At 60.5% G+C, this 23,416-nt stretch carries 20 protein-coding genes and 1 riboswitch; of the genes, 19 read left to right on the forward strand and 1 reads right to left on the reverse strand.

Translation table 11 applies throughout. The annotated features are described in order from the left end of the window. Window positions 1-41: 41 nt before the first annotated feature. On the reverse strand, window positions 42-1,496 hold the full coding sequence (gene thiD, locus E8L22_RS08485) for a bifunctional hydroxymethylpyrimidine kinase/phosphomethylpyrimidine kinase (protein WP_136524723.1): 1,455 nt from the start codon (window positions 1,494-1,496) through the stop codon (window positions 42-44). A 190-nt stretch (window positions 1,497-1,686) separates the two neighbouring features. Then, window positions 1,687-1,787: riboswitch (TPP riboswitch) on the reverse strand. Between the two features lie 150 nt (window positions 1,788-1,937). On the opposite strand from thiD, the gene alr reads away from it, so the two are divergent. From alr to E8L22_RS08580, 19 genes are all read left to right on the forward strand, one after another. Continuing rightward, window positions 1,938-3,077, forward strand: coding sequence for an alanine racemase (gene alr, locus E8L22_RS08490; protein WP_136524724.1), 1,140 nt, complete (start codon window positions 1,938-1,940; stop codon window positions 3,075-3,077). A 52-nt stretch (window positions 3,078-3,129) separates the two neighbouring features. Further along, on the forward strand, window positions 3,130-4,161 hold the full coding sequence (selD, locus tag E8L22_RS08495) for a selenide, water dikinase SelD (RefSeq protein WP_136524725.1): 1,032 nt from the start codon (window positions 3,130-3,132) through the stop codon (window positions 4,159-4,161). After that, entirely contained in the window at window positions 4,148-5,410 is a 1,263-nt protein-coding gene (locus E8L22_RS08500; RefSeq protein ID WP_136524726.1) for an ASKHA domain-containing protein, read from the forward strand. The genes selD and E8L22_RS08500 overlap by 14 nt, the downstream gene beginning before the upstream one ends. A gap of 165 nt (window positions 5,411-5,575) precedes the next feature. Next, window positions 5,576-7,138, forward strand: coding sequence for a bifunctional phosphoribosylaminoimidazolecarboxamide formyltransferase/IMP cyclohydrolase (gene purH, locus E8L22_RS08505; RefSeq protein ID WP_136524727.1), 1,563 nt, complete (start codon window positions 5,576-5,578; stop codon window positions 7,136-7,138). 128 nt (window positions 7,139-7,266) lie between these two features. Beyond that, window positions 7,267-8,538 (forward strand): phosphoribosylamine--glycine ligase, encoded by a 1,272-nt coding sequence (purD, locus tag E8L22_RS08510; protein ID WP_136524728.1) that lies wholly within the window; start codon window positions 7,267-7,269, stop codon window positions 8,536-8,538. Between the two features lie 32 nt (window positions 8,539-8,570). Further along, window positions 8,571-9,077: a 5-(carboxyamino)imidazole ribonucleotide mutase gene (gene purE, locus E8L22_RS08515; protein WP_136524729.1), complete on the forward strand. Its 507-nt coding sequence runs from the start codon at window positions 8,571-8,573 to the stop codon at window positions 9,075-9,077. A gap of 91 nt (window positions 9,078-9,168) precedes the next feature. Continuing rightward, on the forward strand, window positions 9,169-9,438 hold the full coding sequence (locus E8L22_RS08520) for a cytochrome c3 family protein (protein WP_136524730.1): 270 nt from the start codon (window positions 9,169-9,171) through the stop codon (window positions 9,436-9,438). Between the two features lie 166 nt (window positions 9,439-9,604). Then, window positions 9,605-10,966 (forward strand): cytochrome c biogenesis protein ResB, encoded by a 1,362-nt coding sequence (gene resB / locus E8L22_RS08525; protein ID WP_136524731.1) that lies wholly within the window; start codon window positions 9,605-9,607, stop codon window positions 10,964-10,966. Between the two features lie 67 nt (window positions 10,967-11,033). Next, a complete protein-coding gene (gene ccsB, locus E8L22_RS08530; RefSeq protein WP_129124549.1) occupies window positions 11,034-11,882 on the forward strand; it encodes a c-type cytochrome biogenesis protein CcsB in 849 nt (282 codons plus the stop codon). Window positions 11,883-11,907: 25 nt separating this feature from the next. Beyond that, window positions 11,908-12,909, forward strand: a complete 1,002-nt coding sequence (locus E8L22_RS08535; RefSeq protein WP_136524732.1) for a cytochrome c3 family protein — start codon at window positions 11,908-11,910, stop codon at window positions 12,907-12,909. A gap of 66 nt (window positions 12,910-12,975) precedes the next feature. Next, complete coding sequence (locus tag E8L22_RS08540) at window positions 12,976-13,959, forward strand: glycosyltransferase (protein WP_136524733.1); 984 nt, start codon at window positions 12,976-12,978, stop codon at window positions 13,957-13,959. Between the two features lie 129 nt (window positions 13,960-14,088). After that, a complete protein-coding gene (locus tag E8L22_RS08545; protein WP_136524734.1) occupies window positions 14,089-15,033 on the forward strand; it encodes a glycosyltransferase family 2 protein in 945 nt (314 codons plus the stop codon). After that, a complete protein-coding gene (locus tag E8L22_RS08550) occupies window positions 15,026-16,204 on the forward strand; it encodes a glycosyltransferase family 4 protein (RefSeq protein WP_136524735.1) in 1,179 nt (392 codons plus the stop codon). The genes E8L22_RS08545 and E8L22_RS08550 overlap by 8 nt, the downstream gene beginning before the upstream one ends. 408 nt (window positions 16,205-16,612) lie before the next feature. Further along, window positions 16,613-17,218, forward strand: a complete 606-nt coding sequence (locus E8L22_RS08555) for a winged helix-turn-helix transcriptional regulator (protein ID WP_136524736.1) — start codon at window positions 16,613-16,615, stop codon at window positions 17,216-17,218. Next, window positions 17,215-18,549 carry a flippase gene (locus E8L22_RS08560; RefSeq protein WP_136524737.1) on the forward strand — a complete coding sequence of 445 codons (1,335 nt, stop codon included), beginning with the start codon at window positions 17,215-17,217 and terminating at the stop codon, window positions 18,547-18,549. Before E8L22_RS08555 ends, E8L22_RS08560 begins: the two co-directional genes overlap by 4 nt. Window positions 18,550-18,604: 55 nt before the next feature. After that, window positions 18,605-19,966, forward strand: coding sequence for a DUF362 domain-containing protein (locus tag E8L22_RS08565; protein ID WP_136524738.1), 1,362 nt, complete (start codon window positions 18,605-18,607; stop codon window positions 19,964-19,966). A gap of 28 nt (window positions 19,967-19,994) precedes the next feature. After that, window positions 19,995-21,050 (forward strand): ATP-grasp domain-containing protein, encoded by a 1,056-nt coding sequence (locus E8L22_RS08570; protein ID WP_136524739.1) that lies wholly within the window; start codon window positions 19,995-19,997, stop codon window positions 21,048-21,050. Then, window positions 21,047-22,237: a glycosyltransferase family 4 protein gene (locus E8L22_RS08575; RefSeq protein ID WP_136524740.1), complete on the forward strand. Its 1,191-nt coding sequence runs from the start codon at window positions 21,047-21,049 to the stop codon at window positions 22,235-22,237. Before E8L22_RS08570 ends, E8L22_RS08575 begins: the two co-directional genes overlap by 4 nt. Before the next feature lies 1 nt (window position 22,238). Beyond that, window positions 22,239-23,414, forward strand: coding sequence for a glycosyltransferase (locus E8L22_RS08580; protein WP_136524741.1), 1,176 nt, complete (start codon window positions 22,239-22,241; stop codon window positions 23,412-23,414). Window positions 23,415-23,416: the final 2 nt, after the last annotated feature.

Consider the following 23,416-nt stretch of genomic DNA (forward strand, 5'->3'; position numbering starts at 1 on the left):
ATTGCTCTTCAGTAAGTAGATGCGAGTTCGTTCCCGACGACCTATTCACCCTGATCCCGTGCCGCGAGGAAGTGGTTGACCGGCCCGTGCCCGCGGCCGAGCTGCTGGGCGTACTTGATGGCGCGGGTGACGAAAAGCTTCCCGCGCAATACCGCGCCGGGAAGCGGCTCTCCCTGGGCGAGATAGGTCGCGATCGCCGAGGCGAGCGTGCATCCGGTGCCGTGGGTGTTCCGCGTGAGGACGCGCGGGGCGCTGTAGCGGTTGAAGTTGTGTCCGTCGAAAAGGATGTCGGTGACGACCCCCTCGGTCAGGTGCCCCCCCTTGATGAGGACGTGCTTTGCCCCCATGAGGTGCAGCGCCCGCGCCGCGAGTTCCATCCCTGCGGTATCGGTGATGGTGAGACCGGTGAGCGCCTCGGCCTCCGGGATGTTCGGGGTGACCAGGTAGCTGAGCGGTACCAGGCGCTTTTTCAGCACCGAAAGGGCCTCGTCCTCGATGAGGGATACTCCGCCTTTCGCGCTCATAACCGGGTCGAGCACCACCATCCGCATCTCGTAGGCGGTCAGCTTGTCGGCGACGATTTCCGCGTTTTCAGGCGAACAGAGCATGCCGATCTTCACCACGTCGATCGGGATGTCCGAGAGCACGGCGTCGATCTGGTCCGCGAGGAACGCGGGAGGGGACGGGTGGATCCCGGTAACGCCGCGGGTGTTCTGGGCGGTGAGGGCCGTGATGGCGGAGGCGCAGTAGCTCCCGAGGAGCGTGACGGTCTTGAGGTCGGCCTGGATACCCGCTCCGCCGCCGGAGTCGCTGCCTGCGATGGTGAGCACAGCGCCGCGCGGGTGCGGCATGCGGCGGTTGAACAAAAGCGACAGTTCGGTCGCCGCGAGCCCGGGGGAGCGTGCGGAGAGGACTGCGGAAATGACCGCGATGGAATCGGCGCCGGCGTCGATTACCGCGCAGGCGTTGTCCCGGTTGATGCCGCCGATGGCGACGATGGGGAGTTTCACCTTCTCGCGCACGAGGGCGAGCGCCTCCGGTCCCTGGATGTACTCGACGTCCTTGGTCTCGGTGGGGTAGAGCGCGCCGAACCCGATGTAGTCGGCGCCGGCTTCCTGTGCGGCCAGAGCCTCTTCAACCGAGTGGGTGGAGATGCCGATGAGCTTTTTGGTGCCGAGCGTTTCTCTCGCCGCGGCGAAATCGCCGTCCTCCTGCCCGAGGTGTACGCCGTCCGCGTCCAGTTCGAGCGCGAGCTTCAGGTCATCGTTCACGATGAGCTTCACCTGGAACTCGGCGCACAGCCGCTTCAGGTCGTGCCCGAGTTCAAGGCGCTCCTCGTAGCTGCGCAGCTTGTCCCGGTACTGCAGTATGGCGACGCCCCCCGAGGAGAGCGCTTCGCGCACGCGCGGCAGCAGGCGATCACCCTGGTCCGTAATCAGGTAAAGTCCCGCTACACGTCGTTCCCTGCCGCTATGGTCCACCACGAGTTTCAACACGAGTCACCTCAAAAGCTGTAACGCAAAGACGCGGAGCCGCGAAGACGCAAAGTAAAACAAGAAGGTTTGACTCTATCTGTCTCTTCAAGCCTCTCTTGGCGTCTCTGCGCTTTGCGTCTTTGCGTTGAGGGTTCTGAAGGACAAAATAGAAAAGCCGCGACGGAAGGTCACGGCTCCTTGGATCGAAAGGTCGGAGTGCGCGCCGCTTCCCTACGCCGGTGCTACCCGGATCAGGTTCAAAGGGTTCAGGTCGCCCTGTCTCAGTCCTCGCGAACTCCCCTAGCTGGCCTTTTTGCTGCGCGTAAACATAATGGAATCCTCTTGCAAAGTCAATCGCTTTCGGGTTTTTACCTTTACACTGAATGGCTAAAGTGGTAGAAAAATCACTGGCCGGGTGCTCCCGGCCTGATTTTATTCAGATAATCCTATGCAGGAAAAAATATGGACAGTCGTCCGACGGTAGTTGAGATAGATCTTGCCGCGCTTCGGCACAACTTCGGCCTGGTCCAGAAGCGAGTGCCCGAGGGGTGCGGCATCCTTGCCGTGGTGAAGGCGGATGCCTACGGCCACGGTTTCCAGTACGTCTCCGAGGAGCTGGAGAAGCTCGGGGTGGACGCCTTCGCGGTTGCCTTTCTCGCGGAAGGCGTGCAACTGCGCATGAGCGGCATCTACCGCCCGGTGCTGATCCTGGGTGGCATCTATCCGGGTGAGGAGCGCCGCTGCATCGGCCTCAACATCTCCACCGCGCTCTATTCCCTCGAGCAGGCGGCCGCGCTCGACAAGGCGGCGGTCGAGATCAAGTGTTACCGCAAGGCGAAGATCCACCTGAAGGTCGATACCGGCATGGGACGCCTCGGGGTCACCTGGGACAAGGTGCCGGAATTCCTCGAACAGCTGAAGCAGTTCAAGAACCTCGAGCTGGAGGGGATCTTCTCCCACTTCGCGAGCGCGGACGAGCTCGACCCGGACGGCATCGCCTTCACGAAACTCCAGGCCGAGCGTTTCAATGCAGCAGTCATCGAGGCGCGGCGCCAGGGGTACGAGCCCCGCTACATCCACACCGCAAACAGCGCCGCCATCCTCGCCGCAGATCTTCCCTTCTGCAACCTGGTGCGCCCCGGCATCATCCTGTACGGCGCCGCCCCTTCCTCGGATTTCGCGGACCAGGAGCCGTTTCTCCAGGTGATGCGGCTGAAAAGCCGGGTGGCTATGCTCAAGTGGGTGGAGCCCGGAACCAGCATAAGTTACGGCAGGCGTTTCGTGGCCAAGGAGCGGGCCCTCATCGCCAGCGTTCCGGTCGGTTACGCCGACGGTTACTGCCGCAGCCTCACCAACAAGGGGGAGGCGCTCATCCGCGGGCAGCGCGCCCGGGTCTCCGGCACGGTCTGCATGGACTGGATCATGCTCGACGTAACCAATATCGAGGGGATCCAGGTCGGCGACGAGGTTACCCTTTTGGGGCCCGATCCGATGGGGGACCGCATCAGCGCCGAGGAACTCGCCGAGAAGGCCGGCACCATCCCTTACGAGATCATGTGCGGCATAGCGACACGAAGGGTGCGCAGGGTCTATATCGGCTAACGAAAGAAGCGAAAAAGAGATCGTTTGAATTTTATGAAATTCAGAGGCTTTTATGACTGACAAGGTACGTCTCACAGCGATGGTGCAGGCGGCGGGTTGAGCTGCCAAACTGGGCCCGGCGGGCCTGGAAGAAGCCATCCGCGACATAACCCGCTCGGACGACCCGAACCTCATCGTGGGGGTCGAGGGGGCCGAGGATGCCGGGATCTACCGCATCGGCGAGAGCCTCGCCCTGGTGGAGACGACCGACATCATCACGCCGCTTGTGGACGACCCATTCACCTTCGGCCGCATCGCCGCGGCCAACGCCCTTTCCGACGTCTACGCCATGGGTGGCAAACCGGTGACCGCGATGAACCTCGCCTTTTTTCCGGCCTGCTCGCTCCCGACTGCGGTCCTTGCCGCGATTCTCGCGGGGGGCGCCGATGCGCTCAAGGAGTCCGGCGCGTGCCTCGTCGGCGGTCACACCGTAGAGGACGACGAACTTAAATTCGGCCTCGCCGTCACCGGACTCATCGATCCCTCCCGCATCGTCCGCAACTGCACCGCGCGGCCGGGCGACCTTCTAGTTCTCACCAAACCGCTTGGGACCGGCATTGTCTCCACCGCGATCAAGGCGGAGATGATCGACGCCGCCCTCGAGGCCGAGGCGATCTCCTGGATGACCGCCCTGAACGCGAAGGCGTGCGAGCTGATGCTCGCCTGCAACGCCACCGCGGCGACCGACGTGACCGGTTTCGGCTTCATCGGGCACGCCTGCGAGATGGCGCTCGGCGCCGGCGTCTCCTTCAGGATCGAACTCGCCGCGGTACCGGTCATGGCCGGGGTCCCTGCGCTCATCGACGACGGCATGGTTCCCGCGGGGTGCTACCGTAACCGTCAGCATTACGAAGGGCACGTTACCGGTGCCACCGGCGATCCCCTTCTGCCGCTCTTCGATCCGCAGACCTCGGGCGGCCTCCTCATCTCCCTGGCACCGGCAGACGCCCGCGAGTTCCTCTCCCGTGCCGAGGCTTCCGGCCTCTTCGCCGCAGCGATCGGCGAGGTCGTTCCAGCCGCGGAGAGTACCCTTGTCTTCTTCTAGGGGCCTCGTCGCCGCCTTCGACCTCGGCACCACCACCATCGCCGCTTCGCTCCTCGACCCGGCAACCGGAACACGCATCGCCGCCACCGGCGCCCTAAACCCGCAACGCCCCTGGGGCGCCGACGTATTAGCCCGCCTCACCGCCGGAGAAAATCCCGAAACGCTGCGCGCCATGCAGGTGGCGCTGGCCCGCGAGATGGAGCGCATGACAGCGGAACTCCTGGAGCGCGTCGGCGCTGGGGGGCACGATCTTGCCCGCGTGGCCATCGCCGGGAACCCCTCGATGGAAACCATCGCGCTGGCGCTGCCGGTCGAGTCGCTCGCCCATCCCCCGTTTCGTCCCCTTTTCTCGGCCGGGAAATCCGTCTCGACCCTTGAGCTTGGCTGGAACCGCGACTGTCCCGCCTACCTGCTGCCGCTTCCCGGCGGCTTCGTCGGCGGCGACCTCCTTGCCTTCCTCTTCGGCATGCCTGAGGTGCCCGCTGCGGGGACGCTCTTCCTTGACGTCGGCACCAACGCGGAAATCGCGCTTTTCGACGGCGAGCGCTACCTCGCCACCTCGGCCGCCGCAGGCCCCGCCTTCGAAGGGGGGAACCTGAAGTGCGGCATGGCTGCGCTACCCGGAGCGGTGAGCGGCGTGCGCATCGAAGGGGAACGGGTCATCATCACCGCCATTCCAGGCGCACCGCCGCGCGGCATCTGCGGCACCGGCGTTCTCGACACCGTCGCGGCACTCCTCGAGCACGGCATCGTCGACGCCACCGGCCGCCTGCTTCCCGCTGCGGAGATCGATTCCAACCTCGCCAACCGCGTGCAGGAGGTGAACGGCATCCCAGCTTTCATCCTGCATCGCGACGCGAAAGCCGTGGTCTACCTGGACCAGGAGGACATCCGCGCGCTGCAGCTTGCCAAGGGGGCGATGCGCGGCGGGATGGAGATCCTTTTGGGGAAGGCGGCGCTTTCCCCGGACGAGGTTTCCAGGGTGGTACTGACCGGCTCATTCGGGGCGGTGCTGGCACCGGATGTGCTAAAAAAGGTTGGAATTTTCAACGAAAAGATGGTAAGAATCACCGGATTTGTCAGGGAAGGGGCGCTGGCCGGAGTGGAGCGGGTTCTGCTCGTTGCGGACGGCATCGACCGGATGGAGGACCTTGCGCAAAAGGTCCGCGTCATCCCCCTTTCCGGCACACCGCTCTTCGAAAAGCACTTCCTTGCAAATATAGACTTCCCCAAACAACCAGAAGCCTGACCACGGAGGACTCGGAGGTTCACAGAGGTCCCGGAGGAAAGGCTCAAGGCTTTAACGTTTCACCTTCTTTTTATCCTCTGTGTCCTCAGTGGACCGCGGTGTCCTCTGTGGTAATGCTTTCAAACAGTTGAAATCAACATCAAGGCTGCAAAAAAGGAGCGAGCAATGGCAAAGATTGGGCGCGCGCTGGTAAGCGTGTCGGAGAAGACTGGCGTGGTGGAATTTTCCCGGGCATTGGCCGGTTACGGCGTGGAGATCCTCTCCACCGGCGGGACCGCGAAGCTTTTGCGTGAGGCGGGTATCCCCGTGAAGGACGTCTCCGAGTTCACCGGTTTCCCCGAGATGCTGGACGGCAGGGTCAAGACGCTGCACCCGAAGGTGCACGGCGGCATCCTCGGGATGCGTGAGAACCCGGCGCACGTCGCCAAGATGCAGGAGCACGGCATCGAGCCGATCGACATGGTGGTGGTGAACCTCTACCCGTTCGAGGCGACCGTTGCCAAGGAAGACTGCACCATGGAAGACGCCATCGAGAACATCGATATCGGCGGCCCGACCATGCTCCGCTCCGCTGCCAAGAACAACCGCGACGTCACCGTCATCGTCGACCACGCCGACTACGCGACCGTGCTTGACGAGATGAAGGCGAGCGGCGGCAGCGTCTCCCGCGAGACCAACTTCCGCCTGGCTGTGAAGGTTTACCAGCACACCGCGGCATACGACGGCGCCATCTCCAACTGGCTCGGCGCACGCACCGGCGAAGGGGTCGCCAAATACCCGGATACCCTCACCATGCAGTACAAGCTGGCCCAAGGGATGCGCTACGGCGAGAACCCGCACCAGTCCGGCGCCTTCTACGTCGAGAAGGGGGCGAAGGAATCCTCCATCTCCACGGCGCGCCAGATCCAGGGCAAGGAGCTCTCCTACAACAACATCGGCGACACCGATGCGGCGCTCGAGTGCGTGAAGCAGTTCGACCAGCCCGCCTGCGTCATCGTGAAGCACGCGAACCCCTGCGGCGTCGCCGTCGCCGGCAGCATCATGGAAGCCTACGACTTAGCCTACAAGACCGACCCCGAGTCCGCCTTCGGCGGCATCATCGCCTTCAACCGCGAACTCGACGAGACCACCGCGCGCGCCATCGTGGAGCGCCAGTTCGTCGAGGTGATCATCGCGCCGAAGGTCACCGAGGCCGCGAGCGAAATCGTCGCCGCCAAGAAGAACGTCCGCCTCATGGAGTGCGGTTTCTGGCCGGAGCAGCCCGCCGCGCGTTATGATTTCAAACGCGTGAACGGGGGCATGCTGGTGCAGGACGCCGACCTCGAACTCTTCAACGAGCTCAAGGTGGTGACCAAGCGCGCACCGACCGACCAGGAGATGGAAGACCTCCTCTTCACCTGGCGCGTCGCCAAGTTCGTCAAATCCAACGCCATCGTCTACGGCCGCAGCAACGCAACCGTCGGCGTGGGCGCAGGGCAGATGAGCCGCGTCAACTCCGCACGCATCGCCGCCATCAAGGCCGAGCACGCAGGGATTCCGGTCCAGGGTGCGGTCATGGCGTCCGACGCCTTCTTCCCGTTCCGTGACGGCCTGGACAACGCGGCAAGCGTAGGTGTCACCGCGGTGATCCAGCCGGGCGGCTCCATGCGCGACGCCGAGGTCATCGCCGCCGCCGACGAGCACAACATCGCCATGGTCTTCACCGGCATGAGGCACTTCAGGCACTAAAAATCGAAAATAAGCTCACCACAGAGGGCACAGGGGAGCACGGAGGACACGGAGGAAAACCTTTGGGTTTCCTCTGCGACCCTCTGTGTCCTCTGTGGTTACAGCTTTTGATGTCAAGGAGAACGATTATGAAGGTATTGGTAGTAGGCAGCGGCGGGCGCGAGCACGCGCTGGTCTGGAAGATCGCACAGTCCCCGCTCGTGGAGAAGGTGTTCTGCGCTCCGGGTAACCCGGGGACCGCGACGCTCGCCGAGAACGTCGACATCGCCGTCGACAACCTCCAGGGGCTCCTCGACTTCGCCAAAAAGGAAGGGGTCGAGCTGACCGTGGTCGGACCGGAACTCCCGCTTTCGCTGGGGCTTGTCGACCTCTTCGAGGAGAACGGCATGAAGGCCTTCGGCGCGCGCAAGAACGCCGCCATCATCGAGGCGTCCAAGGCGTTCTCGAAGGACCTGATGCAGAAGTACAACGTCCCGACCGCGGCATACGGCGTCTTCACCGAGATCCCCGCGGCGATTGATTTCATCGATAAGACCGGCATTCCCATCGTCATCAAGGCCGACGGCCTCGCGGCGGGCAAGGGGGTCATCATCGCCCAGACTCGCGACGAGGCGGTGGCTGCCGTCACCGACATGCTTTCCGGCAACGCCTTTGGTGCTGCGGGCTCCCGCGTCGTCATAGAGGAGTTCCTGAAGGGGGAGGAGGCATCCTTCCTCGCCTTCACCGACGGCGAACGCATCATCCCGCTTGCGAGCGCCCAGGACCACAAGGCGGTCTTCGACGGCGACAAGGGGCCCAACACGGGCGGCATGGGCGCCTATTCCCCGGCACCGGTGGTCACCCCCCCCATCCACGAGAAGGCGATGGCGGAGGTCATGCGCCGCACCGTGGACGGCATGAAGGCCGAGGGGCGCAGGTACCAGGGCGTCCTCTACGCGGGCCTCATGATCGACGGCGATTCGGTGAAGACCCTCGAGTTCAACGCGCGTTTCGGCGACCCGGAGTGCCAGCCGCTTTTGATGCGCATGAAGTCCGACATCGTCCCGATCCTCATGGCGGTTGCCTCCGGCAGCCTTGAAGGGGTCGAGATCGAGTGGCACGACAAGGCTGCGGTCTGCGTCGTGCTCGCCGCCGAAGGGTACCCGGCCGATTACAGGAAGGGGGACAAGATCGAGGGGCTCGACGCGGCCGGCAAGGTGGAAGATCTCGTCGTCTTCCACGCCGGGACCAAAATGAGCGGCGATGCCGTCGTCACCAACGGCGGCCGTGTTCTGGGCGTCACCGCCCTCGGCAGCACCGTCAAGGAAGCCATCGACCGCGCCTACAGCGGCGTGAAACTCATCTCCTGGCCCGGCATGCACAACAGGAAAGACATCGGCGCCAAGGCGATGAACCGTTAAACCATAAAACAGACGTTTCAGGAGATATACACATGTCCAATCCGACCGTTTTGATTCTGATGGGAAGCGACTCCGACCTGACCACCATGGAGGAGACGGCCAGGGTTCTTACCCAGTTCGGCGTCCCGTACGAGATGCACGTTTCCTCGGCGCACCGCTCCCCCGCCAAGACCTCCAAGCTCACCCGTGAGGCGGAGGGGCGCGGCATCCAGGTGATCATCGCCGCCGCGGGGATGGCCGCGCATCTGGCCGGCGTGGTCGCCGCCGAGACGCCGCTTCCGGTCATCGCCGTCCCCCTCGGGGGCGGGGCTTTGAACGGCCTCGACGCGCTCTACGCCATGGTGCAGATGCCCGGCGGCATGCCGGTAGCCACCATGGCCATCGGCAAGGCGGGCGCCAAAAACGCCGGGCTTCTCGCGGTGCAGATGCTCTCCCTGTCCAACCCGGAGATGCGCGCGAAGTTCGTCGCTTTCAAGGCCCGGATGGCCGAAGAGGTGGAAGAGAAGGACCAGGCGCTGCAGGCTGCAAGGCTGAACTGATGCCGCTTCCAGGCCGATTTTGCTTGACAACAAAGCCGTGGTTGTATACCTTCGGCGCGTTTACATCCCAAAAAATACGGAGGGAAAACTCATGAAGAAGATTTTTGCTGCAGTAGCTCTGACTCTCGCTTTCGCAGTTTCCGCAATGGCTGCAGACAGCGTCGTGTACCCGGCCAAAAACGGCAACGTGACCTTCAACCACAAGGCTCACCAGGCCAAGGCAGAGTGCAAAGTATGCCACGGCGAAGGTGCACCGGCCAAGATTGAGATCAACAAGGACAAGGCTCACTCCATGTGCAAAGGCTGCCATGCCGAGAAGAAAGCCGGCCCGACCAAGTGCGGTGAGTGCCACAAGAAGTAAGCTCCCGTAAGGGATAAAAATGCAGTCTAGGGGTAACAGGTTCGCCTGTTACCCCTTTTTTATGTTCGCTACTGTATTCATCAATTTTTCTTTTGCGCTTATTGCCAATTTGTCTATAATACGTTCCCTGCTATGACAGCTGTACATAACCTTTCGGGAGACGGCCTTGACTACGAACAAACGCGGATTTGCACAAGAGGTTTGGGATTTTTTCTGTTCCTTGAGACTTTCGATTTTTCTGCTTATCGGGCTGGCTTTGGTATCCATCATCGGTACCATTATTCCCCAGGGACAGCCGCCCCGTGAATACCTCGCAACGCTGAGTGAGACGAAGTTCAGGCTTTACAGTTCCCTTGGCTTCTTCGACATGTACCACTCCTGGTGGTTCATCCTGCTGCTGTACCTCCTTACGCTCAACCTGATCTGCTGCTCGATCAAGAGGCTCCCGCGCGTCTGGAAGGTCGTCTCCGAGCCGGTGCTCGAGATGGACGAGAGCTTTGAGAAGTCCCTTCCCAACGTCAAGGACCTGAAGCTCAAGGGGACCAAGGAAGAGCTCAAGGAGCGCATGGCCTCCTTTCTGAGCGCCGAGTTCGCCGCTCCGGTGATCACCGAAAAGAACGGTGCCTATCACCTGTTCGCGCAGAAGAGCCCCTGGTGCCGTCTCGGCGTCTACGTGGTGCACCTCTCCATCATCGTAATCTTCGTCGGGGCGCTGATCGGTTCCTTCTTCGGTTACAAGGGGTACGTAAGCATTCCCGAGGGTGGCGCCATCTCCCAGGTGCAGACCCAAAGCGGCAAGATGATCAACCTGGGCTACGAGGTACGCTGCGAGAAGTTCTCCGTCACCTTCTACGACACCGGCGCGCCCAAGGAGTTCAAGAGCATCCTGACCGTTGTCGACAACGGCAAGCCGGTCCCGGGGCTCACCAGCCGCCCGATCATCGTTAACGACCCGCTTACCTACAAGGGGACCACCTTCTACCAGTCCAGCTACGGTCAGTCCGACGAGGGGGCGCTGTATCACCTCACCGTCCGCGACCGCAAGGGGGGCGCGCCTGTCAAGCTGACCGCTCGTCAGGGCGAGCGCCTCGCCCTTCCCGGCGGCGCGTTCCTTTCCGTAATGGAAGCTACCATGGACGTGCGTCCCTTCCTGAGGGGTTTCGACGGCCCCGGCGCCCAGGTCGAGTTCACCCCGGCCGGCGGCAACCCGCAGCCGTTCGTCATCCTCTCGGATAAATACGAGTCCTTCAACGCGCAGCACGGCGGGGACCTCCTGATCACCTTCGACGGTATGGACCAGAAGTTCTACACCGGTCTGCAGGTCGCCCACGATCCCGGCGTCTGGGTCGTGTGGGCAGGCTGCTTCCTGATGGTGGTCGGCATCTGCATGGCGTTCTTCATGTCCCACAAGCGCGTGTGGGCCCGCGTGACCGACTCCGGGGTTACCCTCGGCGGTTCCGCCAGCAAGAACCCGGCAGGCTTTGAGATCTGTTTCGATGACCTTGTTGAGAAAGTCAACAAGGCTTAGAGGATAAAAACCATAACTGGGGCTTGCCCCATCGCCGATCTAACTGAATGACCGGAGGGTAATATCGATGTCCAGTTCCATGCTTTTCAATGTGACCATGGTTCTTTATATGGTCTCGACCTGCATATTCTTCGCTTTCCTCGCCTCGCGCAGCAAGGCCGTGGGGCTTGGCGGCACCTATGCCGCACTGTTCGGCTTCCTGGTCCAGACGGCCGCTATCGGCCTGCGCTGGAAGGAGTCTTATGACCAGGGGCACGGCCATGCGCCGCTGTCCAACCTGTTCGAGTCGGTGGTCTTCTTTTCCTGGACCATCGTTCTCATCTTCCTGTTCATCGACTTCAAGTACAAGTACCGCGCCATCGGCTTCTTCGTCATCCCGTTCGCGCTCTTCGGTATGGCCTGGGCGCAGCTCGGCCTCGACAGCGGCATCGAGCCGCTCGTTCCCGCGCTGCAGAGTAACTGGCTCATGTACCACGTCATCACCTGCTTCTTGGGCTACGCCGCCTTCGCGGTAGCCTGCGGCATCTCGATCATGTACCTGATCCGTGAGAAGATGGAGCAGGGGGGGGGCAACGTCCAGGCCGGGGGGCTCCTTTCCATGTTCCCGTCCATCAGGGTGCTTGACGACCTGAACTACAAAGCGATCATGATCGGCTTCCCGCTGCTCTCCCTCGGCATCATCACCGGCGCCGCCTGGGCCAACTACGCCTGGGGCACCTACTGGAGCTGGGACCCGAAGGAGACCTGGTCTCTCATCGTCTGGTTCGTGTACGCCGCGTTCCTGCATGCCCGCATCACCCGCGGCTGGGTCGGCCGCAGGGCCGCTATCCTGTCGGTGATCGGCTTCGCTGCGACCATCTTCTGTTACCTCGGGGTCAACCTCTTCCTGTCCGGTCTGCACAGCTACGGCAGGTAGTTATTCTGGGAAGGTAAACTGCCCGATGCGACAATCCTTTGCGGCATACTTCTTTTGCGCTGCGCTGTTTCTGTTCTGCGCCGGTGTCACCCTGCTTCCGGGTGGCGCCGGCGCAGAGCCGTTCAAGTGCAGCATCTGCCACAAGGACCTGATCCGCGGGCCGGTTCCCCATAAACCGGTCGCAGCCGGGAAATGTCTGGACTGCCACAAGCAGTTCAGCGACAACCACCCGCTCGACAAGGGCAGCATGGGGTTCAAGGTCCCCAAGGAAAACCTCTGCGCCACCTGCCACGGCTATATCGTGCAGAAACCTTTCCTGCACAAGCCGGTCGGAAAGGGCGAGTGCACCTCCTGCCACATGGCGCATAGCGCCGACTACAAGTCTCTGTTGAAGGACCCGTCCCCGACGCTGTGCTTCCGCTGTCATCCGAAGGATCATTTCACCGGTACCTTCACGCACCAGCCGGTGGCGGAGGGCGACTGCCTCGCCTGCCACGACGCCCACCAATCCGAAGGAAAATCCCTCTTGCGCAAGCCTGGGTCGGAGCTCTGCTTCATGTGCCACGACCGCAGCGCCTTCACGGGGAAATCGGTACACCAGCCGGTCAGAAACGGTGAGTGCGTCAACTGTCACATCATCCACGGTGGTCCTTACAGGAAGCTTCTGAAAGAGGATTACCCGACGGTGCTGTACAAGCCGTTCGACAACGACGCTTTCCCCATCTGTTTCCGTTGCCACGACCCCCAGCTCGCCTCCCTCGACACGACCGAAGTGTCCACCAAGTTCAGAAACGGCAGCCGCAACCTGCACGCGGTGCACGTGAAGAAGGCGAGCAAGGGGCGCTCCTGCCGGATGTGTCACAACCCGCATGCCGAGGTGCAGGACCGTCTGATCTACCCGAAGGCGGTCGGGTTCGGCAACTGGGACATTCCGATTCGCTATGAGGCGACCCCCACGGGCGGTGGATGCTCCGTGGGCTGCCACAGAACTTTGCGTTACGACCGGGTGAAGGCCGTTGAGCAGTAGCAGTTCCCATCTCCAGTCACTCCATTCAGGTCCAGCCGCTTTCCCTGTCTGCGCACCGGTCCCATGATGTTGCCGCGAATTTCCGTAGTCATACCGGTGAAGCCGGGAGGAGAGGTGCGCGCCCTTTCCGGGATTGCCCGCGCGACCTACCCCGAGGAGCTTTTGGAGGTGCTGGTCGCTTACGGGCGTCAGCCGAGCGTGCAGCGCAACATGGCGGCGCGGGAAGCGTGTGGGGAGATCCTCTACTTCCTCGACGACGATTCACAGGTCGCACCGGATTTCCTGGAGCGGGTAGCGCAGCACTATCAGGACGAAAGAGTTGCCGCGGTGGGCGGGCCGTCGCTCACGCCGGCCGGTGACAACGCACTTCAGCGCGCCATCGGCATCGCCTTCGCATCGAAGGTCGGGGGGGGCGGGGTGAGGAACCGCTACCGCAAGTCGGGGAGCGCGCGTTTCACGAGCGACAGCGAACTGATCCTTTGCAACCTGAGCTTTCGGCGCGGGATCTTTCTGGCACATGAAGGGCTCGACGAGAGGCTCTACCCTAATGAAGAAAACGAGCTCATGGATCGGCTGCAGCAGGAGGGGCATCTGCTCGTCCACGATCCGGAGCTGGCCGTAGTTCGCAGTCAGCGTCCCACCTACCGGGCCTATGTGAAGCAGATGTACGGCTACGGACGGGGGCGCGGCGAGCAGACGCTGATTGCCGGCAAGGTGAAGCCGGTTTCGCTGGCACCTTCGCTGTTCCTGATCTACGCGTTGCTGGTTCCCTTTCTGCAGTCGGCGTTTTTCGCGCTGCCGCTTCTGGGGTACCTGCTCGTCGTACTTGCCGCTTCGATCAAGGGAGCCTTCGACGGGCGGGATGCCGCGCTTTTCCCGCGGTTGCTGCTCGTCTATCCGACCCTGCACCTGGTTTACGGCGCTGGAGTTCTGCGCGGCCTGATATCCCCGCGCTACCGAGGCGGGCAGCAGACGCACTGGGAAGTCGAAATCCAACGCCTCAACGACATAAAACGTTCAACGTTCAGCGTTCAACGTTCGCCGGAGTGACTCGCGGAGCCGACAGATATGGCGCTGCTTCGCCGCCAGGATGGCACCCGTTGCCGCCGGGATTAAAACACGAAACTATAAATCGGACGTTGAACGTTGAACGTTGAACGGCCGTTCTGGGAGAAGATAGTGGATCTGAGCATAGTGGTGCCGATATTCAACGAGGAAGACAACATCCCGGTCCTGCACGATCGCATCAGCGAGGCGCTGATCGACACCGGGCTGGAGTACGAACTCATCCTGGTCGATGACGGTTCCTCGGACAATTCATACTCCGCGCTCAAGCGCCTCGCTTCCAAGGACGACCGGGTCAAGGTGATCCGTCTGCGCCGCAACTTCGGCCAGACCGCCGCCATGTCGGCAGGTTTCGATTCGGCACTTGGCAGGGTCGTGGTCCCGATGGACGGCGACATGCAGAACGATCCGCTCGACATACCGCTGCTTTTGAACCGCATCGACGAGGGGTTCGACGTGGTTTCCGGCTGGCGCAAGGACCGTAAGGACACCTTCGTGAACCGCAAGCTCCCCTCCATACTTGCGAACTCCATTATCTCGAAGATGACCGGGGTCCACTTGCATGACTACGGCTGCACCTTGAAGGCGTACCGTCGCGACGTCCTCGAGGACGTGAACCTCTACGGTGAGATGCACCGCTTCGTACCGGCGCTCGCGCACCAGGTCGGGGCGCGTGTCACCGAGATGCCCGTGCGGCATCACGAGCGTCTGCACGGCAAGAGCAAGTACGGCATCTCCCGCACCATGAAAGTCATCCTCGACCTGATGACGGTGAAGTTCCTGCTGAGCTACTCCACTAAGCCGATCCAGCTCTTTGGCCGCTGGGGGATCTACACCATCGTCGCTGGTATGCTGAGCGGCGCGGCCACGCTGTACATGAAGTTCTTCGAGCACACGAGCATGAACAGGAACCCGCTCCTAATCCTCACCGCCTTCCTGCTCTTCATGGGGGTGCAGTTCATCGTTCTGGGACTTCTGGCCGAGCTGAACGCCCGCACTTACTACGAGGCACAGCGCAAGCCGATTTACAACATCAAGGAAAAGCTCAACTTTGGCTAGCGAGCCACTGCGCGTACTGGTGCTGGCACCCACCCCCTTCTTTGCGGATCGCGGCTGCCACGTACGTATCCTCGAAGAGGCCCGCGCCGCCATGGCGTGCGGCGTCGAACTGCGCCTGGTGACATATCACATCGGGCGCGACGTCCCCGGCATCCCCACCGAACGCATCCCCGGATTCTCCTGGTATAAAAAGCTCGAAGCAGGCCCCTCTTGGGTCAAGCCCTTCCTTGACGTGCAACTGTTGTTCAAGGCATGGAAGGTAGCACGCGCTTTCAAGCCGCACGTAATCCACGCCCACCTTCACGAGGGCGCTTTCTTCGGTGCCTTCCTTAAGATGCTGCTCCGCATCCCCATGCTTTTCGACTGCCAGGGAAGCCTCACCGCGGAAATCACCGATCATGGCTTCGTAAAACCCGGCTCCATCCTGCAGCGCTTTTTCGCCACCCTCGAGCACTGGATCAATCGAAGCTCCGATTTCATCGTGACCAGCGCAAGCCCGACGGTAGAGCTGCTCCTGAAAGACGGCGTGCCTAAGGAACGGGTTCGGGCGCTGATTGACGGCGTTGATACCGAGGTGTTCGCGCCGCAACCCAAAGGAGCAATCCGTGCCCGACTCGGGCTGCCGGAGAAGCGGCCCGTCGTCGTCTATCTTGGCCTTCTGAACCGTTACCAAGGGATCGACCTGCTGCTGGATGCGGCCGCTTACCTGAAGGGGCAGGGGGCGAGGATCCACTATCTCATCATGGGATTTCCCGACGTCTCGTATCGCGAGAAGGCCAAGGAGATGGGGCTCGCCGACATCATCACCTTCACAGGAAGAATTCCTTACGACGAGGCACCACTTTACCTGAGTGCCGGCGACCTGGCCGTCTCCCCGAAAGTTTCGCTCACCGAAGCCAACGGTAAGCTATTCAATTACATAGCCTGCGGGCTCCCCACCGTCGTCTTTGACACACCCGTCAACCGTGAGATTCTAGGAGCCGCCGCGCTGTACGCGAAGTTCGGTGACGCCGCGGAGCTCGCCGGAGCAATTGGGCGGCTGGCTGGGGACAGCGAGCTGCGTGAAGAAGTCGGAACTGAAGGCCGCGAACGGGCCGTCAGCATGCACTCTTGGCAGGCGCGAGGAAGGGAACTCGCCGGAATCTATCGGCAGGTCGCGGGAAATAAGTAACCGGCAATTTTCTCGTCCCCGTTTCGCTTCGGCTAATCCAGTTCAGATTTAACGAATCCGTTTCAGATTTCGGCGAATCCGTTTCGGAAACGACGAATCCAACTTGAAAACGACGAATCCGATTTAGAAACGACGAATTCAATCTAGAAATGACGAATTCGATTTAGAAATGACGAATCTGATTTAGAAATGACGAATCTGATTTAGAAATGACGAATCCGATTTTAAAAACGACGAATCCGATTTAGAAACGACGAATCCGATTTAGAAATGACGAATCTGATTTGAAAACGACGAATCTGATTTGAAAACGACGGATCCGATCTTGAAATGGCATTTACGTCTCGAAGGGACGTGCCGTGTGTAAAAAAGTTGAAATGTTGTAGCATTTGTACTACTGTTCAGCCCATGAACGGTGATGATGAAAAGGTTTTAGATACTTATCGCTCTTTCCTCCTCCTTTCGGAGATCTCCGGCGATCAGCAACTCTCGCAACGCGAGCTGGCGAAACGCCTCGGCATCGCTTTGGGGCTGGTCAACTCCTACCTGAAGAACCTAGTTGCGAAGGGGTTCGTCCGGGTCGCCAACTTCCCCAGGAACCGCTACGCGTATCTCCTCACCCCCAAAGGTTTCGCCGAAAAAAGCCGGCTCGCCTATCAACACCTGAGCTACTTCTCCGGCCTCTACACAGTTGCCCGCCAGGACTACTTGAAGCTTTTCAAGTCGCTCTCGGCGCAAGGCGTGGAAAAGGTGGCTTTCTGCGGCATCGACGAGGTTGCGGAGATCGCCTACCTTTCCCTGAAGGAAGCGGGGCTCGAGCTTACCGTGGCAATGGACGCCGAGAATGCAGGAGGGAAATTCTTCGGCAACACAATAGTCTCTCCGGCTATCGGTCTTCTGTCAGGCAATCACAGCATTGTCATCACATCCATGAAGCGTGGCCAAGCCTTACGCGAGGAACTGCTGCGCATCGGCGTCGAGCCTGAGCGGATTCACCAGGCGGTGAAGTTATGAATCAGGCATGGGTTGGCTATCTTCCCGCCTTCCTAAGGAAAAAGGTGGAGGGTAGGCACGAACTACAGAAGGTTCTCAGCAACACAGGGTGGCTTTTCGGCGACCGACTGCTCCGAATGGGCATCGGGCTCTTCGTCGGAATCTGGATTGCCCGCTACCTGGGGCCGACCCAGTACGGCCTGCTGAGCTATGCCGCCTCGATGATAGCGGTGTTCTCGGCGATAGCAGTGCTCGGGCTCGACTCCATCGTCGTCCGGGAAATAGTGAGAGAACCCGAGAGCGAGCGGGAGATCCTCGGTACCGTTCTAACCCTGCGCCTGCTGGCAAGTTTCTCCGCATACATCCTGACCGTCGCCACCACCTTATTGCTGCGCCCCGATGACCGTTTGTCCCAGATCCTTGTCGCCGTCATGGGATGGGCCATGATTTTCGGCTCGTTCGACACCATTGACCTGTGGTTTCAGTCCAAGGTCTTGTCGAAGTTCGTCGTTTATGCAAAAAACACCGCATTTCTCATCGCGTCCATCGTACGGGTGGTGCTTGTAGTTATCAAGGCGCCTGTAGTTGCTTTTGCGGCAGCCAATTCACTGGAATTCGGCCTCGCGGCCATCGGCCTTTGCTACGTATATCGCAGCAACGGGCAGATGATCAGCCAACTCAGGACGAGCTGGACCCTCGCACGAAGGTTACTTCGCGACTGCTGGCCCCTCGTCTTGTCGAGCGTAATTTTCATGGTGTATCTGCGTATCGACCAGATCATGCTTGGGCAGATGGCGACCTCGCATGAGCTCGGCATCTACGCCTCAGCCGTGAAGATCGCTGAAATTTGGTTCTTCATCCCGACAGCGATCGTGTCGTCGGTCTTTCCCAATATCGTGCGGGCGAGGGAAGTGGACGAGAAGGAGTTTTACAACCGTCTGCAGAAGCTTTACAACCTCCTTGCGTTCCTTGGGTACGCGATTGCCATTCCAACCACGTTCTTAGCGAGCATTGTCGTTTACCTCTTCTATGGTGAGGCATACGCAAGCGCTGCGCCTATGCTGGTGCTCCTTATCTGGAGTGATGTCTTTGCCAATCTTGCAGTAGCCAGGAACACTTTTCTTATGGCGATGAACTGGACCAGGGTCCTCCTCGTGATGACGTTTCTGGGGGCTGCGGCGAACATCGCCTTGAACTTTTGGTGGGTGCCGAAGTACGGCGGAATCGGTGCGGCGGCCGCTTCATTGATTTCCTATTGGTTCGCGGCGCACGGCGGTTGCTTTCTTTACAAGCCGTTGCGCAGAACCGGCGGCATGTTGACTCGGGCCTTGATCTACCCACGATTCTGGTAGCCTGGCTTCCGATACTGCGGACCGTAAGGACGGGTCCGAAAGGAGATCGCAGGAAATGCACCTCGATGAGTCCATCGTCGGCCTCGCCTCGATGACGGGGAAGAAATTAGACTATCGCGACCTGGATGGGATACAGGAACTATTGCGGCAAGTGTCGCATGAGGTTTGTCTTGCAAACGCGGCACCTGACCTGCCTCTAGCCGGCATCGTAAAACCCGGGAGCTCGGTTCTCCTGAAGCCGAACTGGGTGCTTCACCAGAATTTCAGTGGCAAAGGGAACGACTGCCTCGTTACGCATCCCAACTTCGTCCTTGCGGTGCTGAAAGAGGTGTTCAGCTGCTCCCCTAAGAAAGTGGTCATAGGGGATGCGCCGGTGCAGGGTTGCGTGTTCGATAACATCGTCACGGAGAGCTGGCGCAAAGAGGTCGAAAAAATAGCAACCTGCCCGTACGAAATCGTCGACTTCAGAAGGACCGTCCTGAAAGAAGGCGGGCTGGCAGCCGGGCAGGTGACCGACGCGCGTCCTGAGGAGAGGTTTCTTCTGTTTGACCTCAAAGGGGACAGTCTTCTGGAACCGGTAAGCAAGAAGAACGTCGCTTTCCGGATAACCTGCTACGACCCTGACATTCTCGCCAAGCGTCATCACAAAGGGAGACACCAGTACCTGCTGTGCAAAGAACCCTTTGAAAGCGACGTCATCATCAATCTGCCGAAAGTGAAAACGCATAAGAAAGCGGGGCTGACCGCGGCACTGAAAAATCTGGTGGGCATCAACGGGAACAAGGAATATCTGCCCCATCACCGTGTCGGGAGCCGGGTCGAGGGAGGAGACTGCTACCGGCAGCTCTCCCCCCTGAAAAGGGTTGCGGAATACTGCCTGGACGAGGCGAATAGAAACATCGGGACGCAGGCTTGTTCGAGATGGATGAAAGGGTTCGAGTCGCTTATAAAGGTGCGCTCCCGGTTCGGCGATACCGAGATCGAGGGGGGCTGGTACGGCAATGACACGGTCTGGCGGATGGCGCTCGACCTGAACAGGATCGCGCTTTACGGCAGGCCGGACGGCACCATGTCCGATGAAAAGCAAAGGCACATCTATTCCATTGCTGACGGGATCATCGGGGGGCAGGGGGAAGGGCCTCTGGCGCCGGACCCGTTGGAACTGGGTATCTGCACCCTGGCCGCTTCGTCCGCCTACGCCGACCTCGTTCACAGTTACCTGATGGGGTTGGATTTCAGGAAGATCCCACTGGTGCGGGAGGCTTTCGGGGATTTCCGATTCCCGTTGGTCCCACGGGATGCGGCGTCCTGCCGGGTGGCGGCACGGCAGAGGCTGTACCAGCCGATGGAAGTCGCGGCCGAATTCGGACGAAGGGCGACCCCTGCGAGAGGGTGGCAAGGACACATTGAGTTATAGCTCCTGCATGGAAGCTAAGGAGATAAGAATGTTGATAGGGATACATCCGGATCATGTCTGGGGGACCAGCTTTTCCGACAAATGGATACCGTTTTTGAAGACTCTGGACGTGGAGGTGAAGATCCTGGATTTGCTTCGACAGGATGCTCTTGACCAGGTCAAAGGATGCGACGGCGTCATGTGGCGCTGGGCGCACCGGGCGCAGGACAAGCAATCGGCGAAGATGATCCTGTACGTGATCGAGCAGTATCTCAAGCTGCCCGTCTTCCCTGATAACGGAACCGCGTGGCACTTCGATGAAAAGGTGGCACAGAAATATCTCCTGCAATCGCTGGATGTGCCGCTGCCGGAGCAGTGGGTCTTTTGGAGCCACGAAGAGGCATCGGAATGGGCCAGGAGCCAAGCCAAGTATCCCGTAGTCTTCAAACTTTCGGTAGGGGCCGGAGCCTCGAGCGTGGCCAAGGTGGATACTTGTGCCGAGGCTGAGCCTTTCATAGACAGGATGTTCAAGAGGGGGATCTTCCCCATGACCATGAACGAGTTCCGTCCCCGGATCATTCCTGCCAGCCGCCGCGAGGCGAAGAATGCTTTCCATCGCTTCACCGATACTTTCGGTTATATGATGCTGAACCAGTACCCCCGGCTGGACGCGGAATGGTGGAAGCCTGAAAAGGGGTACGCACTGTTCCAGGAGTTTCTTCCCGGCAACGATTACGACACACGGATTACCGTCATAGGCGACAGGGCTTTCGGGTTCAGAAGATATAACCGGCCCAACGATTTCAGGGCGTCCGGCAGCGGGAACATAGACTACGATCCGGCCGGCATCGATCTCGAGATGGTGAAGATAGCGTTCGAGACCTCAAGGGGCGCAGGCTTCACGTGCATGGCATACGATTTCCTCTACAGGGACTCAAAACCGGTGGTTTGCGAAATCAGCTACACTTTCGCCGATCATGCCATCCATTCCTGTCCCGGGCACTGGGACGGCAACCTCAACTGGCATGAAGGGCAGATGTGGCCGGAAGATGCCCAGATCATCGATTTCGTCGAGACAATCCGCAGGGGAAGAACAGCGTCATGAGGATCGGCTTTGTCACCACTGAATACGTGACGGAAGAGCAGAACTACGATGGGGGGCTCGCCAATTACCTGAGCAGGATCTGTATCGCGTTGAAGGAAAAAGGTCACGAGCCGGTCGTCATCGTTGCATCGTCACGCGACGGGAGGCTTCGGCACAACGGAATTGAGGTCAACAGGGTGAAGGCCCTGTGCTACCGCAAAAGGTTGATGAAGATCCTCCAGTTCTTTCCCGGGCTCGACTGGAAAATCGTCAGCCGGCAACTGAACGACAAAATCAGGAGCCTGCACAAGGAGAACCCTTTCGACGTGGTCCAGTATGCGAGTGTGGGAGCCACCGTTCTCTCACGGCGCGGGGACATCCCCTCTGTGGTGAGAATTTCGGGGAACCAGAAACTTTGGGATATCGCCTACGAGGAGGCGCCGTCCCGCAAGAAGCGCGTCTACCAGAACCTCGAGATCGAAGGGTTGGCGCGGGCCGATTCCCTCTATGGTCCCAGCAGGGTCATCGCCGATTACCTGAAGACCAATCACCACTTCGACATCCAAATAATCGAGACTCCGTTCGTCCAGGAGTGCTCCTCACTCGACGCCGGGCTCTACCACGCGATACGCGCGGAAGTGCCCGGTGATTATCTCCTGTTTTTCGGGTCGCTGGGACTCGCGAAGGGAGTCAAGACCATAGCCGACATGGTGAATGAACTGCTCGAAAAGCATCCTGCACTGGCGGTGGTGTTCGTGGGTAAAGACATGGGCTACAACGGTCGGCCCATCATGGACTACGTTCGCGCAAAAGCGGGAGAACATGCCGACAGGGTCGTCTGGCACGACCGGGTGAAACATGAGCAGCTTTATCCTGTCATAGAAGGGGCGAAGCTCGTCCTGCTGCCCTCGAGGATCGACAACTTCCCCAATTGCTGTGTCGAGGCCATGGCTTTCAAGAAGGTGGTGGTCGGAACAAAAGGAGCGAGTTTCGAACAGTTGATAGATGACGGCGTGAGCGGGATGCTGGCCGTTCCCGATGATCCGCGGAGCCTGCTCGCTGTGGTGGCGAAGGCGCTTTCCTTGTCGGAGGAAGAGCTGCGGGAGATGGGAGAGCGGGCCGCCCGCCGCACCATGGAGCTGTCGCCGGAAAGGATAGTAGAGCAGTTGCTGGCCTACTATCAGGATGTGATAGGGCGGGTGAAGTAGAGTGGTCGGTTCGCACGAACTCCTGCGTGGGAAGAGGGTTGTTTTCGTCTTCGGAAGTCTCGATCTTGGCGGCGCCGAGCGGCGCGGTCTATTGTTGGCGGAGCACCTCCAAAAAAAAGTCGGGGCCGATGTTCGGGTGGTCGGGCTGAATGATACCCCCGGAAGGCTTTCCGCCCTGTGCGATCAGCTCGGCATCCCATGGAGCAGTGTCTCCTTTCACTGGGGATTGAGGCGTCGCGTTCCCTCCTTCCTGAGGGCGCTCCGGGCGATCCGCCGAACCAAGCCCGATGTCGTTCTTTCCTATACCCGTGTTCCCAACCTTGTCTGCGCCTGGGGGAAAAGGTGGCTCGGTACGAAACTCCTCGTGTGGAACCAGGCCGACGAGGGTTTGCTGCTGAACGGTTCCGCGGCGTTTCGCCTTGCGGCTCAGGCGCCGGACTGCTTCATTTCCAATTCGAAGGGGGGGCGGGCTTTCCTGATCGACACCTACGGTATCTCCCAGGAAATGGTGCAGGTGGTGCCAAACGGCGTGGCGATGTCCGCGCCGCGGATTGGAAGGGATGCGTGGCGTCGGCAGTGGGGCGTCTCTTCGCAGGTGCCGGTCGTCGGCATGGTTGCCAACTTGAGCGTCTACAAGGATCACGACACCCTGATCAGGGCCTGGAGCAGGGTCGTTGCTGCCGGGTGGGAACACCCACCCGTGCTGGTGCTTGCCGGGCGGTGCGACGGTACCGAGCAGGGGCTGAAAAATCTTGCCGGCGCGTTGGGAATCTCCGAAGTGGTGAAGATCGTGGGGGCTGTCGACGATGTGCCCGGCCTTCTTCAGGCGCTCGATCTCTTCGCATACTCCTCAAAAAGCGAGGGGATCCCGAACGGGGTGCTGGAGGCGATGGCATCGGGTTTGGGGGTGGTCGGCACCGATATCCCCGGCATCCGGGAGGCGATCGGCCCTGAGGGGGAGGCGTACCTCACCCCGGTAGGTGATGGCGACGCAATGGCCGAGCGGATAGTGGCGTTGCTGAGGGATGAGCCCTCCAGGCGGCGCCTGGGACAAGCCTTGCGGGAGCGGGTCGAGCAGAACTTCTCCCTTGACCTAATGTGCCGGAGTTCGGAGGAAATCATTTCCGGTGCATTTCTTGGATGCTTAAGTAAGGCTGCGGCCGTGGAGAACGGGTGAAC

It is taken from the genome of Geomonas ferrireducens (assembly GCF_004917065.1).
Taxonomy (GTDB): domain Bacteria; phylum Desulfobacterota; class Desulfuromonadia; order Geobacterales; family Geobacteraceae; genus Geomonas; species Geomonas ferrireducens.

What these genes read in the sequence shown, in the direction of transcription:
- alr (WP_136524724.1), top strand. Translation starts at nt 1,938, where the DNA reads ATGGACAGTCGTCCGACGGTAGTTGAGATAGATCTTGCCGCGCTTCGG.
- ccsB (WP_129124549.1), top strand. Translation starts at nt 11,034, where the DNA reads ATGTCCAGTTCCATGCTTTTCAATGTGACCATGGTTCTTTATATGGTC.
- purD (WP_136524728.1), top strand. Translation starts at nt 7,267, where the DNA reads ATGAAGGTATTGGTAGTAGGCAGCGGCGGGCGCGAGCACGCGCTGGTC.
- E8L22_RS08555 (WP_136524736.1), top strand. Translation starts at nt 16,613, where the DNA reads ATGAACGGTGATGATGAAAAGGTTTTAGATACTTATCGCTCTTTCCTC.
- E8L22_RS08520 (WP_136524730.1), top strand. Translation starts at nt 9,169, where the DNA reads ATGAAGAAGATTTTTGCTGCAGTAGCTCTGACTCTCGCTTTCGCAGTT.
- E8L22_RS08575 (WP_136524740.1), top strand. Translation starts at nt 21,047, where the DNA reads ATGAGGATCGGCTTTGTCACCACTGAATACGTGACGGAAGAGCAGAAC.
- E8L22_RS08540 (WP_136524733.1), top strand. Translation starts at nt 12,976, where the DNA reads ATGTTGCCGCGAATTTCCGTAGTCATACCGGTGAAGCCGGGAGGAGAG.
- purE (WP_136524729.1), top strand. Translation starts at nt 8,571, where the DNA reads ATGTCCAATCCGACCGTTTTGATTCTGATGGGAAGCGACTCCGACCTG.
- E8L22_RS08560 (WP_136524737.1), top strand. Translation starts at nt 17,215, where the DNA reads ATGAATCAGGCATGGGTTGGCTATCTTCCCGCCTTCCTAAGGAAAAAG.
- E8L22_RS08570 (WP_136524739.1), top strand. Translation starts at nt 19,995, where the DNA reads ATGTTGATAGGGATACATCCGGATCATGTCTGGGGGACCAGCTTTTCC.
- E8L22_RS08535 (WP_136524732.1), top strand. Translation starts at nt 11,908, where the DNA reads ATGCGACAATCCTTTGCGGCATACTTCTTTTGCGCTGCGCTGTTTCTG.
- E8L22_RS08565 (WP_136524738.1), top strand. Translation starts at nt 18,605, where the DNA reads ATGCACCTCGATGAGTCCATCGTCGGCCTCGCCTCGATGACGGGGAAG.
- purH (WP_136524727.1), top strand. Translation starts at nt 5,576, where the DNA reads ATGGCAAAGATTGGGCGCGCGCTGGTAAGCGTGTCGGAGAAGACTGGC.